The organism is Paractinoplanes toevensis, from assembly GCF_018332695.1.
Classification (GTDB): domain Bacteria; phylum Actinomycetota; class Actinomycetes; order Mycobacteriales; family Micromonosporaceae; genus Actinoplanes; species Actinoplanes toevensis.
In genome coordinates this window covers 65,948-83,023 of record NZ_BOQN01000093.1, presented here as the reverse complement: position 1 = coordinate 83,023, position 17,076 = coordinate 65,948, and the positions used below count along the sequence as shown (strand labels likewise).

At 71.0% G+C, this 17,076-nt stretch carries 15 protein-coding genes; 8 read left to right on the top strand and 7 right to left on the bottom strand.

Annotated elements, in window-relative coordinates; translation table 11 throughout:
* Positions 1-15 precede the first annotated feature (15 nt).
* The 3 genes from Ato02nite_RS36205 to Ato02nite_RS36195 are packed head-to-tail and all read left to right on the top strand — an operon-like array spanning position 16 to position 2,167.
* On the top strand, positions 16-609 hold the full coding sequence (locus tag Ato02nite_RS36205) for a DUF4352 domain-containing protein (protein WP_213011192.1): 594 nt from the start codon (positions 16-18) through the stop codon (positions 607-609).
* Between the two features lie 34 nt (positions 610-643).
* Positions 644-1,864, top strand: coding sequence for a low temperature requirement protein A (locus tag Ato02nite_RS36200; RefSeq protein ID WP_213011191.1), 1,221 nt, complete (start codon positions 644-646; stop codon positions 1,862-1,864).
* 24 nt (positions 1,865-1,888) lie between these two features.
* Entirely contained in the window at positions 1,889-2,167 is a 279-nt protein-coding gene (locus Ato02nite_RS36195; protein WP_213011190.1) for a hypothetical protein, read from the top strand.
* A 5-nt stretch (positions 2,168-2,172) separates the two neighbouring features.
* On the opposite strand, the gene Ato02nite_RS36190 is transcribed toward Ato02nite_RS36195, so the two are convergent.
* A complete protein-coding gene (locus Ato02nite_RS36190; RefSeq protein ID WP_213011189.1) occupies positions 2,173-2,727 on the bottom strand; it encodes a TIGR03086 family metal-binding protein in 555 nt (184 codons plus the stop codon).
* Positions 2,727-3,668 (bottom strand): sigma-70 family RNA polymerase sigma factor, encoded by a 942-nt coding sequence (locus tag Ato02nite_RS36185; protein WP_213011188.1) that lies wholly within the window; start codon positions 3,666-3,668, stop codon positions 2,727-2,729. Before Ato02nite_RS36185 ends, Ato02nite_RS36190 begins: the two co-directional genes overlap by 1 nt.
* Before the next feature lie 122 nt (positions 3,669-3,790).
* Between Ato02nite_RS36185 and Ato02nite_RS36180 the strand changes: the two genes are divergently transcribed.
* On the top strand, positions 3,791-5,155 hold the full coding sequence (locus tag Ato02nite_RS36180) for an MFS transporter (RefSeq protein WP_213011187.1): 1,365 nt from the start codon (positions 3,791-3,793) through the stop codon (positions 5,153-5,155).
* Here Ato02nite_RS36180 and Ato02nite_RS52045 read toward each other — a convergent pair.
* Positions 5,129-5,566, bottom strand: coding sequence for a hypothetical protein (locus Ato02nite_RS52045; RefSeq protein WP_246607888.1), 438 nt, complete (start codon positions 5,564-5,566; stop codon positions 5,129-5,131). The genes Ato02nite_RS36180 and Ato02nite_RS52045 overlap by 27 nt on opposite strands.
* 236 nt (positions 5,567-5,802) lie before the next feature.
* Between Ato02nite_RS52045 and Ato02nite_RS36170 the strand changes: the two genes are divergently transcribed.
* Positions 5,803-7,257, top strand: a complete 1,455-nt coding sequence (locus tag Ato02nite_RS36170; protein ID WP_213011185.1) for an LmeA family phospholipid-binding protein — start codon at positions 5,803-5,805, stop codon at positions 7,255-7,257.
* Positions 7,258-8,622: 1,365 nt separating this feature from the next.
* On the opposite strand, the gene Ato02nite_RS36165 is transcribed toward Ato02nite_RS36170, so the two are convergent.
* Genes Ato02nite_RS36165 through Ato02nite_RS36155 form a run of 3 tightly spaced genes read right to left on the bottom strand, consistent with a single transcriptional unit; the run spans position 8,623 to position 12,532 of the window.
* Positions 8,623-10,728: an iron ABC transporter permease gene (locus Ato02nite_RS36165; protein WP_213011184.1), complete on the bottom strand. Its 2,106-nt coding sequence runs from the start codon at positions 10,726-10,728 to the stop codon at positions 8,623-8,625.
* A gap of 1 nt (position 10,729) precedes the next feature.
* Entirely contained in the window at positions 10,730-11,722 is a 993-nt protein-coding gene (locus Ato02nite_RS36160) for an ABC transporter substrate-binding protein (RefSeq protein WP_213011183.1), read from the bottom strand.
* Positions 11,723-12,532, bottom strand: a complete 810-nt coding sequence (locus Ato02nite_RS36155; RefSeq protein WP_213011182.1) for an ABC transporter ATP-binding protein — start codon at positions 12,530-12,532, stop codon at positions 11,723-11,725. It abuts the gene before it with no gap.
* Positions 12,533-12,692: 160 nt separating this feature from the next.
* Between Ato02nite_RS36155 and Ato02nite_RS36150 the strand changes: the two genes are divergently transcribed.
* Complete coding sequence (locus tag Ato02nite_RS36150) at positions 12,693-13,223, top strand: GNAT family N-acetyltransferase (RefSeq protein WP_213011181.1); 531 nt, start codon at positions 12,693-12,695, stop codon at positions 13,221-13,223.
* A 44-nt stretch (positions 13,224-13,267) separates the two neighbouring features.
* On the opposite strand, the gene Ato02nite_RS36145 is transcribed toward Ato02nite_RS36150, so the two are convergent.
* A complete protein-coding gene (locus Ato02nite_RS36145; protein WP_213011180.1) occupies positions 13,268-15,058 on the bottom strand; it encodes a polysaccharide deacetylase family protein in 1,791 nt (596 codons plus the stop codon).
* Between the two features lie 194 nt (positions 15,059-15,252).
* On the opposite strand from Ato02nite_RS36145, the gene Ato02nite_RS36140 reads away from it, so the two are divergent.
* Positions 15,253-16,437 carry a cytochrome P450 gene (locus Ato02nite_RS36140; protein WP_213011179.1) on the top strand — a complete coding sequence of 395 codons (1,185 nt, stop codon included), beginning with the start codon at positions 15,253-15,255 and terminating at the stop codon, positions 16,435-16,437.
* Positions 16,431-17,069: a TetR/AcrR family transcriptional regulator gene (locus Ato02nite_RS36135; protein ID WP_246607886.1), complete on the top strand. Its 639-nt coding sequence runs from the start codon at positions 16,431-16,433 to the stop codon at positions 17,067-17,069. The genes Ato02nite_RS36140 and Ato02nite_RS36135 overlap by 7 nt, the downstream gene beginning before the upstream one ends.
* Positions 17,070-17,076 lie beyond the last annotated feature (7 nt).

Sequence of the window (17,076 nt, the reverse complement as noted above, 5' to 3'; positions counted from 1 at the left end):
AAGGGGGCCGGGCCCATGTCGCAGGACCGTCAGACGCAGCGCAGGGCGCCGCTGAACCCGCTGCTCGCCGTTCTGTTCGCATGCGGTGCGGTGGCCGTTCTGTTCCTGGCCGGGCTGGCGGCGCATCGTTACGGCGGTCAGGAGCCGGCCGCCGCCACGGCCACCGCGGCCGGCGCGAAGCCGAAGGCCACGCCCAGCCGCAAGCCGCCGCCGGGGGTCGGTGACGCGGTGCGCGACGGCAAGTTCGAGTTCGTGGTCTCCCGGGTGGACTGTTCCCGGTCGAAGGTCGGGCTGGAGCACCTGGAGCGCACCGCGAAGGGCAAGTATTGCGTGGTCAGCCTGTCGGTGCGGAACATCGCCGACGGCTCGCAGTACTTCCTCGGCCGCGCGCAGAAGGCGTTCGACGCGGCCGGCACCGAGTTCGGCAACGACGAGATCGCCGGCGTCTACGCCAATCACGACACCCAGACGTTCCTGCAGAAGCTCGACCCGGGCGAGCGGGTGGCCGGCAAGCTGGTCTTCGACGTTCCGGAGCAGGTCGAGCTGACCCGTCTGGAGCTGCACGACTCCCTGCTCTCCGGCGGGGTGAAGGTCACCGTCGCCACCTGACATCAAGCGGGCCGAGGTGGGCACTGTGAGGGTCATGGGTGCCACGCGGGACGAGATGGCCGAGCTTGATCGAGAAGACGCGGAAGAGCGGGAGATCGTCCGGCCGCCCGAACACAACCAGGACACGAACCGGTCGGCCACCCGGCTGGAGCTCTTCTTCGACCTGGCCTTCGTGCTGTTCGTCGCCCGGTGCGCCGACCTGCTGGCCAAGGACGAGACCTGGGTCGGCGGCCTGACCTTCGCCGCCGTGCTGGCGGTGGGGTGGTGGGCCTGGGCCGGCACCGCCCTGTACGCCAACCGGTTCGACACCGACGACGCGGTGTTCCGGCTGCTCATGCTGGTCGGGATGGCCGCCGTGATCGGCATGGCGGCGTCCATCGACCAGGTCGGTAAGCCCGGGAGCCGGTGGTTCGCGCTGGCCTACGTGCTGCTGCGGCTGGTGCTCATCGCCGGCTATCTGCGGGCCTGGTGGCACGTGCCGGACGCCCGGCCGACCGTGCGGCCCTACCTGATCGGGCACGCGGCCGGTGCCGTCTTCTGGGCGGTCTCGCTGGCCGTGCCGGGTCCGGCCCGCTATGTGCTGTGGGGTGTGGGGGTCGCGGTGGACCTGCTGGGACCCACCCTGTCCGCGCGGCTCAAGGACGCCCTGCCGCTGCACATGGAGCATCTGCCGGAACGTTTCGGCCTGTTCGTCATCCTGGTGCTGGGCGAGTCGGTGGCGGCCGCGGTGACCGGTGTGCACGACGGTGGCTGGACGGGCGGGGTGGTGCTGACCGCGACGCTCGCCTTCGTCGCAATCGCGGCGCTCTGGTGGTCGTACTTCGATCTGTCCGGCGGCGCGGCGAAACGCCGGCTGCTGATGGAGGGCCATGATCGGACCCGGCAGGGCGTGCACGACTTCTACGTGTACGCGCACCTGCCGGTCGCGATCAGCCTGGCCGCGGTGGCGGTCGGCCTGGAGCACGCCATCCTGCACGGGGCCGAGGATCATCTGTCGGCCGGGACGCGGGTCGTGCTCGCCGCGGGAGTCGCCGGATACCTGCTCAGCGCCACGGTGATCCAGGCCGGGCTGTCCCGGCAGATCCGCCCCGCGCTGCTCTGGCCCGGCCTCGGCGTACCCCTCGCTGTCGGTCTTCTGTTGGTGGATCTTCGCCCGCCGGTCCTCCTCGCTCTGCTGGCGGTGCTCCTGGTGGCCGGAGTGGCCACCGGGGTCGCGCAGCATCGCGTGGGCGAGATCCGGACCGCACGCACCTGACCGAGCCGGATACCGTTGACGACTATGACGACCTATTCCGGTCCGGCGAGGCTGACCCTCGTCGACGGCACACGCGTATCCGGCATGGCTTCGCTCAGCACCAACCAGCGCGGCGGCATCGACGGCTGGGGCGGCACCTTCCGTCCGGACCAAGTCAGTGCGGAGGTCCGCGACGCGGCCGACGGGCTGTCCCTGGAACTGCCCTATGACCAGGTGGGCGAGGTCGCCGTGACCGGCGTCCGCAAGCTCCTGGCCACGCAGGTCCTGATGTCGCTCGCCGGTCGGGGACCAGCACCGTTCTGATGCCCTCAGCGGCCCAGGAACGCCAGTAGCCGCTCGCTCGCCGTTCCGCCTCCCACGAGGTGGAGCGGGCGGGCGAAGCGGCCCGGGCGGTCCCCCGGCCGGATGAGAACGACGGCCAGGTCGAGCAGTTCGTCGGCCAGGTCGGCCGGGATGGGCCGGAGGTGACCGCACGCACGGGCGATGTCCCACCCGTGGGCGGCCACCTCGATTGCTCCGGCACCGGCGACCAGAGGCGCGCTGAGGGTCGCGCGGTCCACCCGTACGGGTGAATTGTCGCGAATTGACACCCAGGCGCCCAGCAGGAGCACCGCCTGATCCCGCGCCAGCGGGATCACCCCGCCGGAGGGCGGGGGAGCGGCCAGCGTGACCCGGCCGGCCTCGGCGGCCTCCCGCAGCGCCGCCATCGAATCGATCAGATGCTCCAGCAGGCACTCCAGGTCCCAGCCGGCACACGGCGTGGGCGCGCCCAGCAGCGCCGGCGTGACCAGGGACAGGCTGCCCAGGCAGTACGCGACCGCCCGTTCCAGCACGGCCACCCCGGCCCGCAGCGCCACGTCCATCAGGTCACCGGCAGGGATTCGGGCAGGCCGAACGTCTCGAACAGGCGCAGGTCGAAGAAGCTCGACACGTGGCTGACGCCGTCCTTGGTCAGGGTGAGAACCGGCAGGTTGAACGGCCGGTAGACGTCCCCGTCGCGCATGTAGAGGCCGAACGCGTGCTGGCCGTTCGCCCTGGTCGGAACCAGCTTCATGTCGCCGGGACCGCGTGCCGGGCAGCGGGTGTCGATCAGCCGCGCGATGGTGGCCGGTCCCTGGTACCACCCGGTGAACGGCGGCATCTCCCACACCGCGTCCTTGGTGAAGATGTCGACCATCGCCGGGATGTTCTTGTCCTCGAACGCGGCCACGAACCGGTCCAGCAGGTCACGCACGGCGACATCGTCCGGCTCGGCGACCTCGTCAGCGTTCAGGGCGGGCTGGGTGCGGGCCCGCTGCAGGGCGCTGTTCACCGAGACCACCGTCATGTCGAGCATCTCGGCGACCTCGGCGGCCGGCCACTGCAGGACGTCCCGCAGGATCAGCACCGCCCGCTGCCGGGGAGGCAGGGACTGCATGGCCGCGATCACCGCGAGCCGCACGCTCTCCCGGCCGGTCACCACCGTGGCCGGGTCGAGGAACGCGTCCGGCACCGGCTCCAGCCACGGCACCTCACGCTGCTCCACCAGATCGTCGGCCGGGTCGGAACTGGGCGCTCCGAGACCGATCGGCAGCGGGCGGCGGGTGCGTGACTCGAGGGCGTTGAGGCAGGCGTTGGTGGCGATCCGGTGCAGCCAGGTGCGCATCGACGAGCGGCCCTCGAAACGGTCGTACGAGCGCCAGGCCCGCACGTACGTCTCCTGCACCAGGTCCTCGGCGTCGTAGACCGACCCAAGCATCCGGTAACAGTGCGCGAGCAGCTCCCGGCGATACGGATCCGCCTGCTGAACGAACTCGGTGTCCACGACGCCACCTCCTCATTGAGTACCGACCACCATCCCGGCCGGAACTCATCGCCACAAGGCCGATGAGTTTCGCGCCGCGCCCAGGTCTGTCCTGGCGAATGGTAATGACCTGGAGGAAGACGATGACCGATCGCCGATGGCTCGCCCTGATCGTGCTCTGCGCCGGGATGCTGATGATCATCCTGGACGTCACCATCGTGAACGTGGCCCTGCCCGCCATCCAGCACGAACTCGGGTTCAGCCAGTCCGGCCTGGCCTGGGTGATCAACGCTTATCTGATCCCGTTCGGCAGCCTGTTGCTGCTGGCCGGCCGGGTCGGTGACCTGGTGTCCCGCCGGGGCATGTTCCTCGGCGGCCTGGTGCTGTTCACCGCCGCGTCGGCGCTGTGCGGCCTGGCGACCAGCCAGGAGATGCTGATCGCGGCCCGCTTCCTGCAGGGTGTCGGCGGCGCCGCCACGTCGTCGGTCATCCTCGGCATGATCGTGACGATGTTCCCCGGGCCGGGCGAACAGGCCAAGGCCATCGGCGTCTACAGCTTCGTGGCCTCCGCCGGGGGAGCGGTCGGGCTGCTCCTCGGCGGCGTGCTGACGTCGGTCGTCAGCTGGCACTGGATCTTCTTCGTGAACGTTCCGGTAGGGGTGGCGACCGGCGTCGCCGCATGGCGGCTCCTGGCCCCGGATCGCGGGCCCGGCCTGCGGCAGGGCGCCGACGCCGCCGGCGCCGCGTTGATCACGGCGGCCCTGATGGTCACGGTCTACAGCGTGGTTTCACCCCCGGCACCGTACGGCTGGACCTGGTGGCTGGCTGCCGGCCTGGCGGTCGCCTTCGTGGTACGGGAGGCCACCGCCCGTACCCCGCTCGTGCCCTTGGGTGTCTTCCGTTCCCGCACCCTGACCGGCGCCAACCTGGCCCAGCTGCTGAGCGCGGCCGGCATGTTCGGCATGTTCTTCGTCGGTGTCCTCTATGTCCAGCAGGTCCTTGGCTACGACGCGATGGGCATCGGTCTGGCCTTCATGCCAGTCACCGTGGTGATGGGTGGCCTGTCCCTGCGCTGGACCGACCGGCTGATCGCCCGCTTCGGTGCCCGGCGCCTGGTCGTCACCGGCCTGGCCCTGGTCACCGTGGGCCTGCTGTACTTCGCCCGCACCCCGGCCGACGGCTCCTATCTGGCCGACGTCCTGCCGTCCATGCTGCTGCTGGGCGTCGGCGGCGGCCTGGCGTTCCCGGCCCTGGCGTCGCTCGCGATGGCCTCCGCCACCCCCGACGACGCCGGCCTGGCCTCCGGCGTCTTCAACACCACCGCCGAGGTCGGCTCGTCGCTGGGCCTCGCCGTCCTGGCCACGCTGGCCGCCGACCAGTCCGGCTACCGAACCGCCTTCGTAGCCGCCGCCGTCATGGTTGCCGCCGGCCTGGCGGTGACCATGGCCGTCCTGCGCCCGGCCACCGCCGTGCCCGCCGCCTCAGTCGCCGAGTTGGTGCCGCAGTAGGCGGTGGTGACGGCGGGCGGCGACCAGGTTCGCCGCCGCGACGACGCCCAGCGCGCCGACGACCAGGGCCAGGCCAACGGGGAGGCGGTGGCGGAGAGCGGCCAGCACGGCCACCCCCGCCCCGCCGGCCAGCCAGGCGGCGAGCGCGATCCAGGCGGCGATCACCCGGTCGCGGGCGAACAGCGGGGTACGGCGGGTCAGTGCCCATCCGCCGTACCCCGCCCAGCCCAGACCGACCAGGGTGAGCAGGGCGAACGCGGTGGCGGTGTGGGCCGGCAGGGCCGGCTCGGTCGCCCAGAGCGCTCCCACCAGTACCGCACCGCCCAGACCGGCCAGCAGCACGGCCAGGTAGCCGAGCCGCCGCCGCAGCGACAGCGGCGCCTCGGCAGGCCGCGGAACACCGCCAGCCACACCTCCTGGACGACGTCCTCGGCCCGGTCCGGGCCCAGCATCCGGCGCACGTAGTTCCACACCGGGTCGTGCCAGGCCCGGATCAGTTCGGCGAAGGCCGCGCGCTCGCCGAGCCGGCAGCGGACGATCAGCGGTTCGTCGGTCATCTGCCCTCCTCCACCCGGTTCAGTCGCGCCGCGTGCCGAAAAGGTTCTTATCAGTGAACCCGGAGAGGTTACCGACACGTAAACAAAGTCATGACCCTGATGGAGCCGGAGACCCATCGACCGCTGCACCTCGCCGGGCCCACCCGCCGTCGCTGGATCGCCGCGGCCGTCACCGGCGGCGTGCTGCTCCTGGCGGCCGGCATGCTCGCGTACGCCGTACCCGTGCCGATCCTCGACGGCATCCTGCGCGACCGGATCGTCAAGCAGGTCAGCAGCCAGGTCTCCTGCCCGAACGCGGCCGCCGTGCGCACCGAGGTCACCGTCGGCGGCGGCCCGCTCGTGCCGCAGGCGCTGCACAAGCGCCTCACCGAGGTGAAGCTGATCGTCCCCGACGCGACCCTGAGCGGCGTGCCGCACGCCCGCTTCACCGCGACCATGCGCGACGTCACCCAGCCGTCCGGCGGCACCCACGTGGGCAGCATGGACGCCACCATCACGGTCAACTTCGGCTACCTGCCGACGCCGGCGGGCACGCCGAAACGCACCTACCACAAGGCCGGCGACGGCGGCCTGTCGGTCGACGTGACGATGCCGGCCGCGGCCGCCGACAACGTGCAGGCCAAGCTGTTCATGAAGATGCGGCTGCGCGGCGAGACCGCACAGTCGGTCCCGCAGCGGTTGGAGATCTTCGGGAAATCGCTGCCGGCTTCCCAGGTCGGCGACCTGGCCGGGGGCGTACGCAGCCAGCAGCTGCCACCGCTACCGGCCGGAGTCCGCTACCAGTCGATCACCCCGCGCACCGACGGCGTGCACATCCAGATCGGCGGCGTGTCCACCACCGCCCTGAACACGCTGCCCACCGACGTAGGCGGCCGCACGGTGTCCTATTCGGCGGCGAACGGCCTGCTGGGCATCAACACCACCGCGATCGGCGTCCCGCTGACCATCCACACCCAGCCGGTGCTGGGCCCCGGCGCGCTGACCCTGGTGCCGAAGCTGGTGCACATCCTGGGCGCCGACCACAAGCCGGACAGCACGCTGGGCAAGCTGGTCCTGAACCAGATCAACCAGGACGACCTGCAACAGACCCTGCCGACCCTGCCGTCCGGGGTGAGCTACCGCTCGGTGACGGTAGATCCGCAGGGCATCAAGGTGGTGATCGGCGGCAGCACGACCCAGCCGTTCTCGGTGCTGAAGCAGCCACCCGGCAACCCGACCCTGTTCAGCGCGGAGGGCGGCCTGCTGACCGCGACGGCAACCGGCGGCTCCGGCAAGGACACCCCGGTGGTCCTCTACGGCAAGCCGGTGATCAAGGACAGCACCCTGGACATCTCTCCCGACCAGATCGAGATGTTCGGCGTACGCTTCCCCGCCACCAACGTCCTGGCCCAGGTGGCCCCCCAGGAGACAACATACGAACTGCAGAAACTCCCGGAGGGCCTGACCTACGCGGGCGTCGAGGTCCTACCCGACGGCCTACGAATCCACCTGACCGGCGAAGACATCACTCTCCAGCAGGGCGCCCTGACCGGCGCCACCTGCTGACCATCGCTTCCTTCTCCGTATCGGCGCCGCCCGTGCCTCCCGGCCCTCCCGGCGGAATCCACCACCGCGATCCGGCCGCCGGCCTCTGTCGCCAGCCTGTGCCGCTCGGCGTTGTCGCCCGGGCGGCATTCTCGCCGAGGCCTTTGCTCTGCCCGCCTCTGGGCGCGGCCCGGCAAACGCGCCGGGCCGCGCAGCCCATCGGCCGATATGGACGTCCTGGCTGCGTGGTCGTCAAGGCCGTGACAGCTCACCGTAGGCCTGCGAGCGCTATTTGCGGCATAGAAACCGCCTTCGGCGCCCGACAGTGAATTGTTTCTTTGATTGGTCACGCAACTTATCAACCAGGCTCTGAAATTGCTCCGAGGTTGGCATGATCGCTTATTGGCGGACGGCGTTCTTGGCGCGAGAGAATATATCCTATGCGGTACCAGCAGCTTCAGCTATTCACCCGGCCGGTGACCGCCGCGATGCGTGATCGCACCCGGGCGCGTAACTATTCGCCGTCGAATGCGGAGTTTTGGCGGGAGCATGCGCGTCGGCGGCGGTGGGCGCTTGCTCGGCGGCACGCGCTCAAGCAATGCCGGTTGCATGGCTGCTCCCGCGAGTGTGGCGAGTTGGGCCTGCATGATGAGGCCGAGCCGGTCCCGCCGCTGCTCTGGCTCGACGAGGCCACCTTGACCCAGCGGCCGTCACCCGAGCGTGACGTCCCAGTGCAGGCCGGCCTGGCGTCACCCGGCGCGCAGCCGCCGAGCCTTGCCGATCAGGCCGCCCTCGGCCACCGACCGCAGGCCCCGGCGTGTGCCGAGCCCGCACGCCGGGCGGATATCACTGCCCGGACCGTGCCCACAGGGCCGACCGTGGCAGTGACATCGGCTGCTTCTGCGCGCCGGGCGCACACCATCGGCCGTGGGCAGAGCAGGCCGCGGGGACGGCGCGGACCGCGTCGAGCCGACGCGGTGGACCGGGGCCCGCCCACGGTGGCGGATCGGCGCAGCCCGGCGAACGACATCGACCGCCCGCTACCGGCGCACCACTGACGTCCCGGCCGTCCGTTGAACCCGGCCGTCCGCTGACGGCATTGCCGCTGCTGAACTACCCGGCGTCACCCGAAAAGTAAAGGGAAGGAAGGAAGGATTTGCTTTCGGGTAGCGTCATTCGGGAGTGCGGAATTACAATTATCGGCGGGCGACGACAATGCCTTGTGGTCAGGCTGACCGGCGCACCAAATCGTCAGACGCTCATAGGTGATCACGGTGGCCGGCCATAGTTTTGACCAAGTCGGACCGGTCGGTCGTTGCCGTTGTTGGTCGGCGAACCGGGTGGGCCGGTTGCATCAGGAGACCGCGTGGCTCGGGCTGCCGTGGGTCAGGCCGTGGAGCGGCTTCGCCAGAGGAGCCAGACGAAGTAGGGGGCGCCGATCAACGCCGTCACCAGGCCGGCGGCCAGGGAGGACGGGGCGATCACCGTGCGGCCCACCGTGTCGGCCACGCTTACCAGGACCGCGCCCAGGCCTACCGCTATCGGCACCGAACGGCTGTGCCGGGCGCCCACCAGCGCTCGGGCCGCGTGCGGGGCGACCAAACCGACGAAGGCGAGCGCGCCCACCGCTACCGCCGCGGCCGCGGTCAGCACCGCGGCGATGGTCAGGAAGCCCAGGCGGGCCCGGCTCAATGGCACGCCCAGCAGGCGCGGCACGTCCTCGTCCAGGGCTACCAGGTCGAGGGTGCGGGCTCCGGTCAGGGCCAGCGGCAGCGCCACCAGCAGGGCGAGTGCCACGGGCACGATCTGGCCGGTGGTGCGGCCGTAAGTGGAGCCGGCCAGCCAGGTCAGGGCCGTGTTCACGTTCCACGGGGAGACCAGGACGACGATCAGCGTGGTGGTGGCAGTGGCGGCGGCGCTGACCCCGATGCCGATCAGGACGATCCGGTCGGATGCCGGGCCGCGGCCCGCGGCCAACCAGTAGACCAGGGCGAACGTGCCCAGCGCGGCCACCGTGGCGGCGGCCATCACCGGCCAGACGCCGATGCCGGGCAGCAGCATGACGGTGGCGACCGCGCCTACCCCGGCGCCGGGGGTGACGCCCAGCAGGCTGGGCTCGGCCAGGGCGTTGCGGCAGACGGCCTGCACGATCGCGCCGGCCAGGGCCAGGGCGGCGCCGCCGAGCACCGCGGCGAGCACCCGTGGCCAGCGCTGGTCGAGCACGAAGCTGACGGTCCGGCCGGAGTCGCCCTTGATCCAGTTGACTACGTCGCCGAGCAGCACGATCCGGTCGCCCAGCAGCAGCGCCGCGACGAACGCCGCGACCAGGGCCACGATCAGCACGATGCCCACCGCGGTGACCCAGCCGCGGGAGCGCACCGAGCCGTGCGCGCCGCGGGCCGGCACCCCGGCCGGTCCGCCGTCGCGCAGCCGCCGGGCCAGCCAGACCAGGACGGTCGCGCCGAGCAGGGTGGTGACGACGCCGGTGGGCACCGAGATGGCCCGGTCCGGCGGCAACGCCAGGCGCAGCACCACGTCGGCGCCGACCACGATGACTGCGCCGGCCAGCCCGGCGAACGGGAGCAGCAGCAGGTGGGCGCCGAGCCCGGGGACGCGGCGGGCGATCAGCCGGGCGATGACCGGCGCGGCCAGGCCGACGAAGCCGATCGGACCGGCCACGGTGACCGAGATGGCGGCCAGCAGGACGGCCAGGACGACCGCACTCACCCGGATCCGGCGGACGTCGAGACCCAGGACCCGGGCCGGGTCGTCGCCGAGCGCCAGCACGTCGAGCCGGTGGGCCAGGAGACCGGTGGCGGCCAGGCCCGCGGCGATGATCGGGGCGGCCATGGTGACCTGGTGCGATCCGGACTGGACGGTGGTGCCGCTGCCCCACGCGAACAGCCCGACGGTGTTCTGCTGGAACAGCATGAGCAGCACGGTGGTGAGCGCGTTCAGGGCGAGCGCCACCGCGGAGCCGGCCAGCACCAGGCGGGTCGGGCCGGCCGCGCCGCCCCGGGCCACCAGCAGCACCAGCCCGGAGGCGAGCAGGCCACCGATGAACGCGACCAGGCCGCCCGCGAAGAACGGCAGCGAGACGCCGAAGGCCGCCACCGCCACCACCGAGACGTACGCTCCGGCGTTGACCGCGAGCGTGTCCGGCGAGGCCAGCGGGTTGCGGGCCACCGACTGCAGGACGCCACCGGCGACGCCGACGGCAAGGCCGACGAGGAGGGCGGCGGCGAGGCGGGGGAGGCGGCTTGCCACGAGTACGGCCACCGCCTGCGAACGGCTGCCGTCGTCCGCGCCCCACGGCCACAGAGCCCGTAGCAGTTCCCCGATGCCCAGGCTCGCGGTGCCCTGGGTGAGGTGCACCGCGGCCAGGACGGCGAGCAGCACGACCGCACCGGCGAAGACGGCGATGATCCCGTACGTCTTCGAAGTGGTTCTTCCGGTCCTCGAAATGGCCGGGGGAGCGATCGTGCTGGTCATGTCAGGCGGTCAGCGCCGTGACGAGGGCGTCGATGTAGAGGTTCGCCGAGGCCGGTCCGCCGAACATCCAGATGCCGTCCGGGATGCGCTTGACCTTGTTCGCGGTGACGAACGGCAGCTGCTTCCACACCGCGTTGCTCTTCAGGTTGTCGGTGAAGTCGCCGCCGTCGGACTTGTTGGCCACGTAGACGAACGTGTTCTGGGCGTTGGTGACCTTGGTGAGGCCCTCGACGTCGGTGGTGGCCAGGCCGTAGTCCTTGTCGCCGCCGGTCGTCCACTGGTTCTCCAGGCCCAGCTCCTTGGCGATCCCGCCGAAGAAGGAGTTCGGCGTGTACATCCGGATCGACACGGTGCCGGAGTCGACCCAGCCGTCCGACATGGTGAACGGCGCCCCGGTCTTGCCCGCCTTGGCCAGGGCGTCCTTGCCGGAGGCGACCTTGGCGTCGAAGCCGGCCAGCAGCTCGGTGGCCTTCGCCTCGGTGCCGGTGGCCTTGGCCAGGGTGGTCACGGTCCTGCGCATGTAGCCGATCGGATCGGTGCCGTCGGAGCCGCGCAGCGCGAGCACCGGCACCTTCTTGGCGAGCTGCGCGATCACCGTCTCCTGCAGGTCGGTGGTGGTGACGACCAGGTCCGGGTCGAGCGCGATGATGGCGTCCAGGCTGGGCTCGCCGCGCTGGCCGACGTCCGGGGTGGAGGCGTCGATCGGCGCGCTGGTGTCCCAGATGTTGTAGCCCTTGACGTCGGCCTCGCCGACCGGCTTCACGCCGAGCGCGACCAGGTTCTCGGTGAGACCCCACTCGAGGGAGACGACGTTCTTGGCCGGCGCGTCCAGGTGGACGGTGCCGCGCTCGTCGGTGAGGTCGACCGGCCCGGCCGGCGCCGACGACGCCGGGGCGGCGGTGTCGGTGGTGTCCTCGGTGGTGCCGCAGGCCGCGATCAGCATCGCGGTGAGCGCGACCGCCGAGGTGGCGAAGGCGCGGCGGGTGATGGCCATTTAAATGGTGACCTTTCGGGTGTGGTGCCGGCCGACCGGCCGGGTGCGGACGTGACCGTCGGCGTCGACGTGGACGTCGATGCGCAGGCCGTAGATCTCGGTGAGCAGCTCGGAGGTGAGCACCTCGGCGGGTGCGCCGGTGGCCCGCACGACGCCCTGCTGCAGCAGCACCAGGTGGTCGGCGACGGCGGCGGCCTGGTCGAGGTCGTGCAGCACGACACCGACCGCGACGCCGTGCGAGTCGGCGAGGTCGCGCACGATGTCCAGGGTCTCGATCTGGTAGCGCAGGTCGAGGAAGGTGGTGGGCTCGTCGAGCAGCACCACGGTGGTGTCCTGGGCGAGGCAGGTGGCCAGCCAGACCCGCTGGAGCTCGCCGCCGGACAGCTCGTCGACGGCCCGGTCGGCCATCTCGGCGACGCCGGTCAGCTCCATGGCCCGCTGCACCTGCGCCGGGCCGTCGGGGTCGCCGGCGCCGAAGCGCCCGCGGTAGGGGTGCCGTCCGTAGGCGACGACGTCGCGCACCCGCACCCCGCCGGGCGTCGGCCGGGACTGGGTGAGCAGGGTGACCCGCCGGGCGAAGTCCTTGGGGCGCAACGCGAACGCGTCCTCCCCGCCGAGGTCCACGGTGCCGGACCGCGGCGTGTGCAGCCGGGCGAGCGAGCGCAGCAGCGTCGACTTGCCCGACCCGTTCGGCCCGATGAGCGCCACGACGGTGGCGGCCCGCAGCTCGATGCCGGCCCCGTGCACGACGGTCCGGCCGTCATAGGCGAGCGTCAGATCAGCGCCGGTGAGCGCGGCCTCCCTGTTCATGAGGTGAGGCTAACCTAATCCGCTTTTTCAAAACTTCAGGGTCTCGCCAGGTGAACCGGATCACGACCGCACGACCCCATCGTCGAGGGGCTGACCGCTACGCTGGCCCGGAGCCGGGGCACCCGGGCTGACCTGCCCCCATTCTCGACTCGGGAAAGACATGATTTCCTTCGCCGCACCGTCCGCCGCCTCCGACGCTGCCTTCGTGGCGACCGTCACCGACCTGGTCAATGAGGTCTACGCGGTCGCCGAGGAGGGCCTGTGGGCCGCCCCGACCGATCGCACCGACGTCACCGAGATCGCACGAATCATCGCGACGGGGGAGCTGGTGGTCGCCCGCGAGGACGGCGAGATCACCGGCGTGGCGCGGGTCTGCCGCCTGCCGTCGGAGGACAGCGTGGGCGAGGTCGGCATGCTGGTGGCCCACCCGAAGCGGCGCGGCGGCGGCATCGGGCGAAACCTCCTGGCGTACGCCGAGGGTTGGGCTCGCGATCTCGAACTGCACACCATGCAGCTGGAACTGCTTGTGCCGAAGACCTGGACCCACCCGGTGAAGCAGTTCCTGCGCGAGTGGTACACCCGGGCGGGTTACCGCGTCGTGCGCGTCACCGACCTGGCCGAGGACTACCCGGCGCTGGCGCCCCACCTGGCCACCCCCTGCGACTTCCTGATCTTCAACAAGCAGCTCTAGGGCCCTCTTCGAAGACTCGTGACATCGATCTCCCTGGATTGCCGTCAGTTTGCCACCATCGAGTATTTGTCCGTGGTCACCTGCCCGACACTGTCCAGGGTCAGGCCGAACGTGACGGCCTTGGTGCCGGCCGGAACCGCCGGGGTCGTCCAGGTTGCGGTCGTGTAGGCGGTGGCCGCCGCGAACGTGGGGCTCTGCGTCCACCACGACCAGTTTCCGGCGCTGTCCTGCCGGTACAGGGTCAGGAAGGTGGGCGCGTCCGACTTGTAGGCGACGCTCAACGTGTACGTGTGACCGGTCAGCACCAGGGGAGCGCAGTTGCCCGAATCCCAGCCGGGGATCAGCTTGGCGTCCCCGTCGGTGCGGCTGGTCAGCTGCAGGCGCTCGGCGTAGGTGCCGTCGAACGCGTCGGTGACCCGGGTCCACACGGGGGTGTTGGTGCCGTAGCCGGTGCCGGTCCAGCACTGCGGGAAACCGTCCGCGCCGGCCGTCTCCAGTGACGGGTTGACCAGGGCGTTCACCCCGACCGGCGCGGGTGTGGCGGTGGTGTCGGCGAAGCCGTGGTCGTCCACGGTGAGGGTGCCGACGCTGTCGATGGTGAGCCCGAAACTGGCCGCCACCGCCCCGGCCGGCGGCACCGGGCTCAGCCAGACCGCCCTGGTCCAGGCGCCGGCGGCGGCGAACCGCGGGCTCTGCGTCCAGTAGCTCCACTGCCCGATCGCGTTGCGCTGGTAGAGGGTGAAGAAGACCGGGACCGTCGATTTGTACCAGGTGCTGGCCTGATAGGTGCGGCCCGGCGCGACCTGCGACGAGCACTGGCCGAGGTCGAAGGTCGGCACCAGCTTGGCGTCCCCGTCGGTGCGGCTGGTCATGGCGATTCTCGACGCCCAGGAACCGGTGTGCGCGTCGCTGACCCGGGTGGTGGTGACCGTGTTGGTGCCGTACCCGGCGGAGGTGAAGCAGTCGGTGGTCTCGAGCGACGGATTGCGAACCGTGTTGACGCCCGATGCGCCCGGCGCCGGTGCCGGGGTCGGCGGCACCGCGGGTTTGACCGCCCCGCCGAGCACCTGCTGCACGGTCCGCACGGTGGTGCGGATGCCGGGCGCGGATCGCGGCTGGAGCCAGGCCAGGAACTGGTCGAGGATGGTGGGGGAGACCGATTCGGCCGGGCAGCCGGTGCCCGCGCAGACGTGGTGCAGGTTCAGCGGCACCCATCCGCCGGTGACCTCGGCCCGGGTGACGACGCTCTTGAGCTGCGCGAGGGTCCAGTTGCTCTCGACGTCGTCGGGAGTGCGGATCGCCCAGCGGTCGGCCGGGGGCACGGTTTCGGCGACCGGGCAGTCCGTACAGCTGAACGGTGATCGCAGATCGCCGGCCGCGCGGGCCGAGTTGTATCCGCATGTCTGCGCGATCGTTTTCGTCGTTGAATCGAATTCCACGAATGGGTACGCGAACGACGTGACCGCATATCCCCAGGACAGCAGCGTATTGCGATCCAGGCAGATCTGCCGGTTCTGTTCGGTCGGGGAAAGGGCCGGCAGATTCTGATGTGTCGCGGTATGTCCGCCGATCTCGTGCCCGGCCGCCTTGAGCGCGTCGAGATCGGCGCGGGTCATGTGGCCGGACAGTCCGATGAGGGCGGAATTGATGAAGAAGGTGCCGGTCATGCCGTACTTCTCCAGCAGTTGCTTCCCCTGCAGCTGGTCCGCGACGCCGTCGTCGAACGTGAACGTGACCTGTACCGGTTTGGCGGCCGAGGCCTGGGCCGGAGTTCCGGCTTGCGTCGCTATGAGGGCCGCGATCACGCCGGCGGCGAAAATCCATTTGCGATCCATCCCGGGACTATCCCAGGAGGCCGCCGAAATCTGCTAGCAACACAAAAATGGCTTTTAGCGGCGGAGGGCGGCAATTCCGAAATGGTCTGACCGAAAGAATGAACGGCGGCCTGGATGATCGGGGTTGCTGTTGATCAGTCACTTGACTTAGGTTCCATTGAGGACGGTCACTGTGTCGATCACGGGAGAATCCAATGGACTATCCGTTTCCCCAGCCCAGCGCCCTGGAACCGCCCGAGGAGTGGGCCTGGCTGCGCGACGAGTGCCCGGTCTCCCGCGTTCGGATGGCCAGCGGCGACGAGGCGCTGCTGCTCACCCGCTATGAGGACGTGCGCACCCTGCTCGCCGACCCCCGCTTCACCCACAACCTGAGCCGCCCCGGCGCCGCCCGCATCGCCGACTCGGAGAGCGGCGGCGTGTTCAACGACGCGTCCCTCGTCTCCGACATGACCAGCGGCGAGGGCCACCTGCGCTGGCGGCGGATGATGAGCCGGTCGTTCACCGCCAAACGGGTCAACGCGCTGCGCCCGCGCATCGAGGAGATCGCCCACGAGCTGATCGACGAGATGGAACCACCCGCCGACCTGGTCTCCGCCCTCGGCTTCCCGCTGCCCGTCTTCGTCATCTGCGAGCTGCTCGGCGTCCCCGCCGACCACCGCGACCGGTTTGCACACTGGTCCGACGCCATGCTCAACCTCACCAAGTTCCGGCAGGACGAGCTGGACACGGCGGCTCGCGAATTCCACGAGTTCATGGCCGCCCACGTGCGCGGCAAGCGGGAGAAGCCCGGCGACGACCTGCTCAGTGAGCTGGCCACGATCGTCGACGCGCAGGACGGCCGGCTCACCGAGGTCGAGCTGATCATCACCGCCCAGGGCCTGCTGGTCGCCGGCCACGAGACCACCGCCAACATGATCGGCAAGATGGTCGCGATGCTGCTGGCCGACCGCACCCGCTGGGAGGCCCTGCTGGCCGACCGCGGCCTCATCCCGTCGGCCGTCGAGGAGGCGCTGCGCTTCGACGCCAACCCCAACATCGGCATCCCGCGTTACCTCTCCGAGCCGTACGAGGTGGCCGGCGAGACCCTCCCGGCCGGCACCACGGTCATCACCAACCTCGCCTCCGCCAACCGGGACACCTGCGCGTTCGCCGACGCCGGCGAGATGGTGCTGGACCGCCGGCCCAACCCGCACATCGCGTTCGGCGCCGGCCCGCACTCGTGCCTCGGCCAGGCGCTCGCCCGCGTCGAGCTGCAGACGGTCCTCGCCGTTCTGCTCGATCGGCTGCCCGGCCTGCGGCTCGACGTCGAGCCCGGCGATCTCCGACGCCGGGAGGGCCTGGTGGTCGGCGGCATCGAGAAGGTTCCGGTCCGGTGGTAGCCGCGGCTTCGCCGCGCCGGCGGGTGCGGTCCGACGCCGCGGCGACCCAAGCGCTTCTTCTGCGTACGGCGGAGAGGCTGTTCGCCGAGCGTGGCGTGCATGCCGTCTCCAACCGTCAGATCGCCGAGGCGGCTGGCCAGGGCAGCAACTCGGCGGTCGGCTACCACATCGGCACCAAGGCCGACCTGGTCGCGGCGATCATCCGGACCCATGCCGTCCCGATGGACCGGCTCCGCACACGGATGCTGGACCGGGCCGGCACCGACCCGCGCGCCCTGATCGCCGCCGTGGTCCTGCCCCTCACCCGGCACCTCGCCGACCTGGGCACGCCGAGCTGGTACGCCCGCTGCTCGGCCCAGATCCTGATCGACCCGGTCCTGCGCACGGTGGCCATCCAGGCGGCCACCTCGACCCCCGCGATGAGCCGGGCCATGCAGGCCCTGCTGGCCGTGGTGCCCCCGGTCGCCGTGCCACGGGTCGAGATGGTCGGCCACCTCATCGTGCACACCTGCGCCGAGCACGAGCGCGACCTGGCCGCCGGCAACGCGCCGCCCGGCTCGTGGCCGCGCACCGGCCGCCTGCTGATCGACGCGATCGCCGACCTGCTGACCGTTCGATCGATTCGACCGTGATTCGATC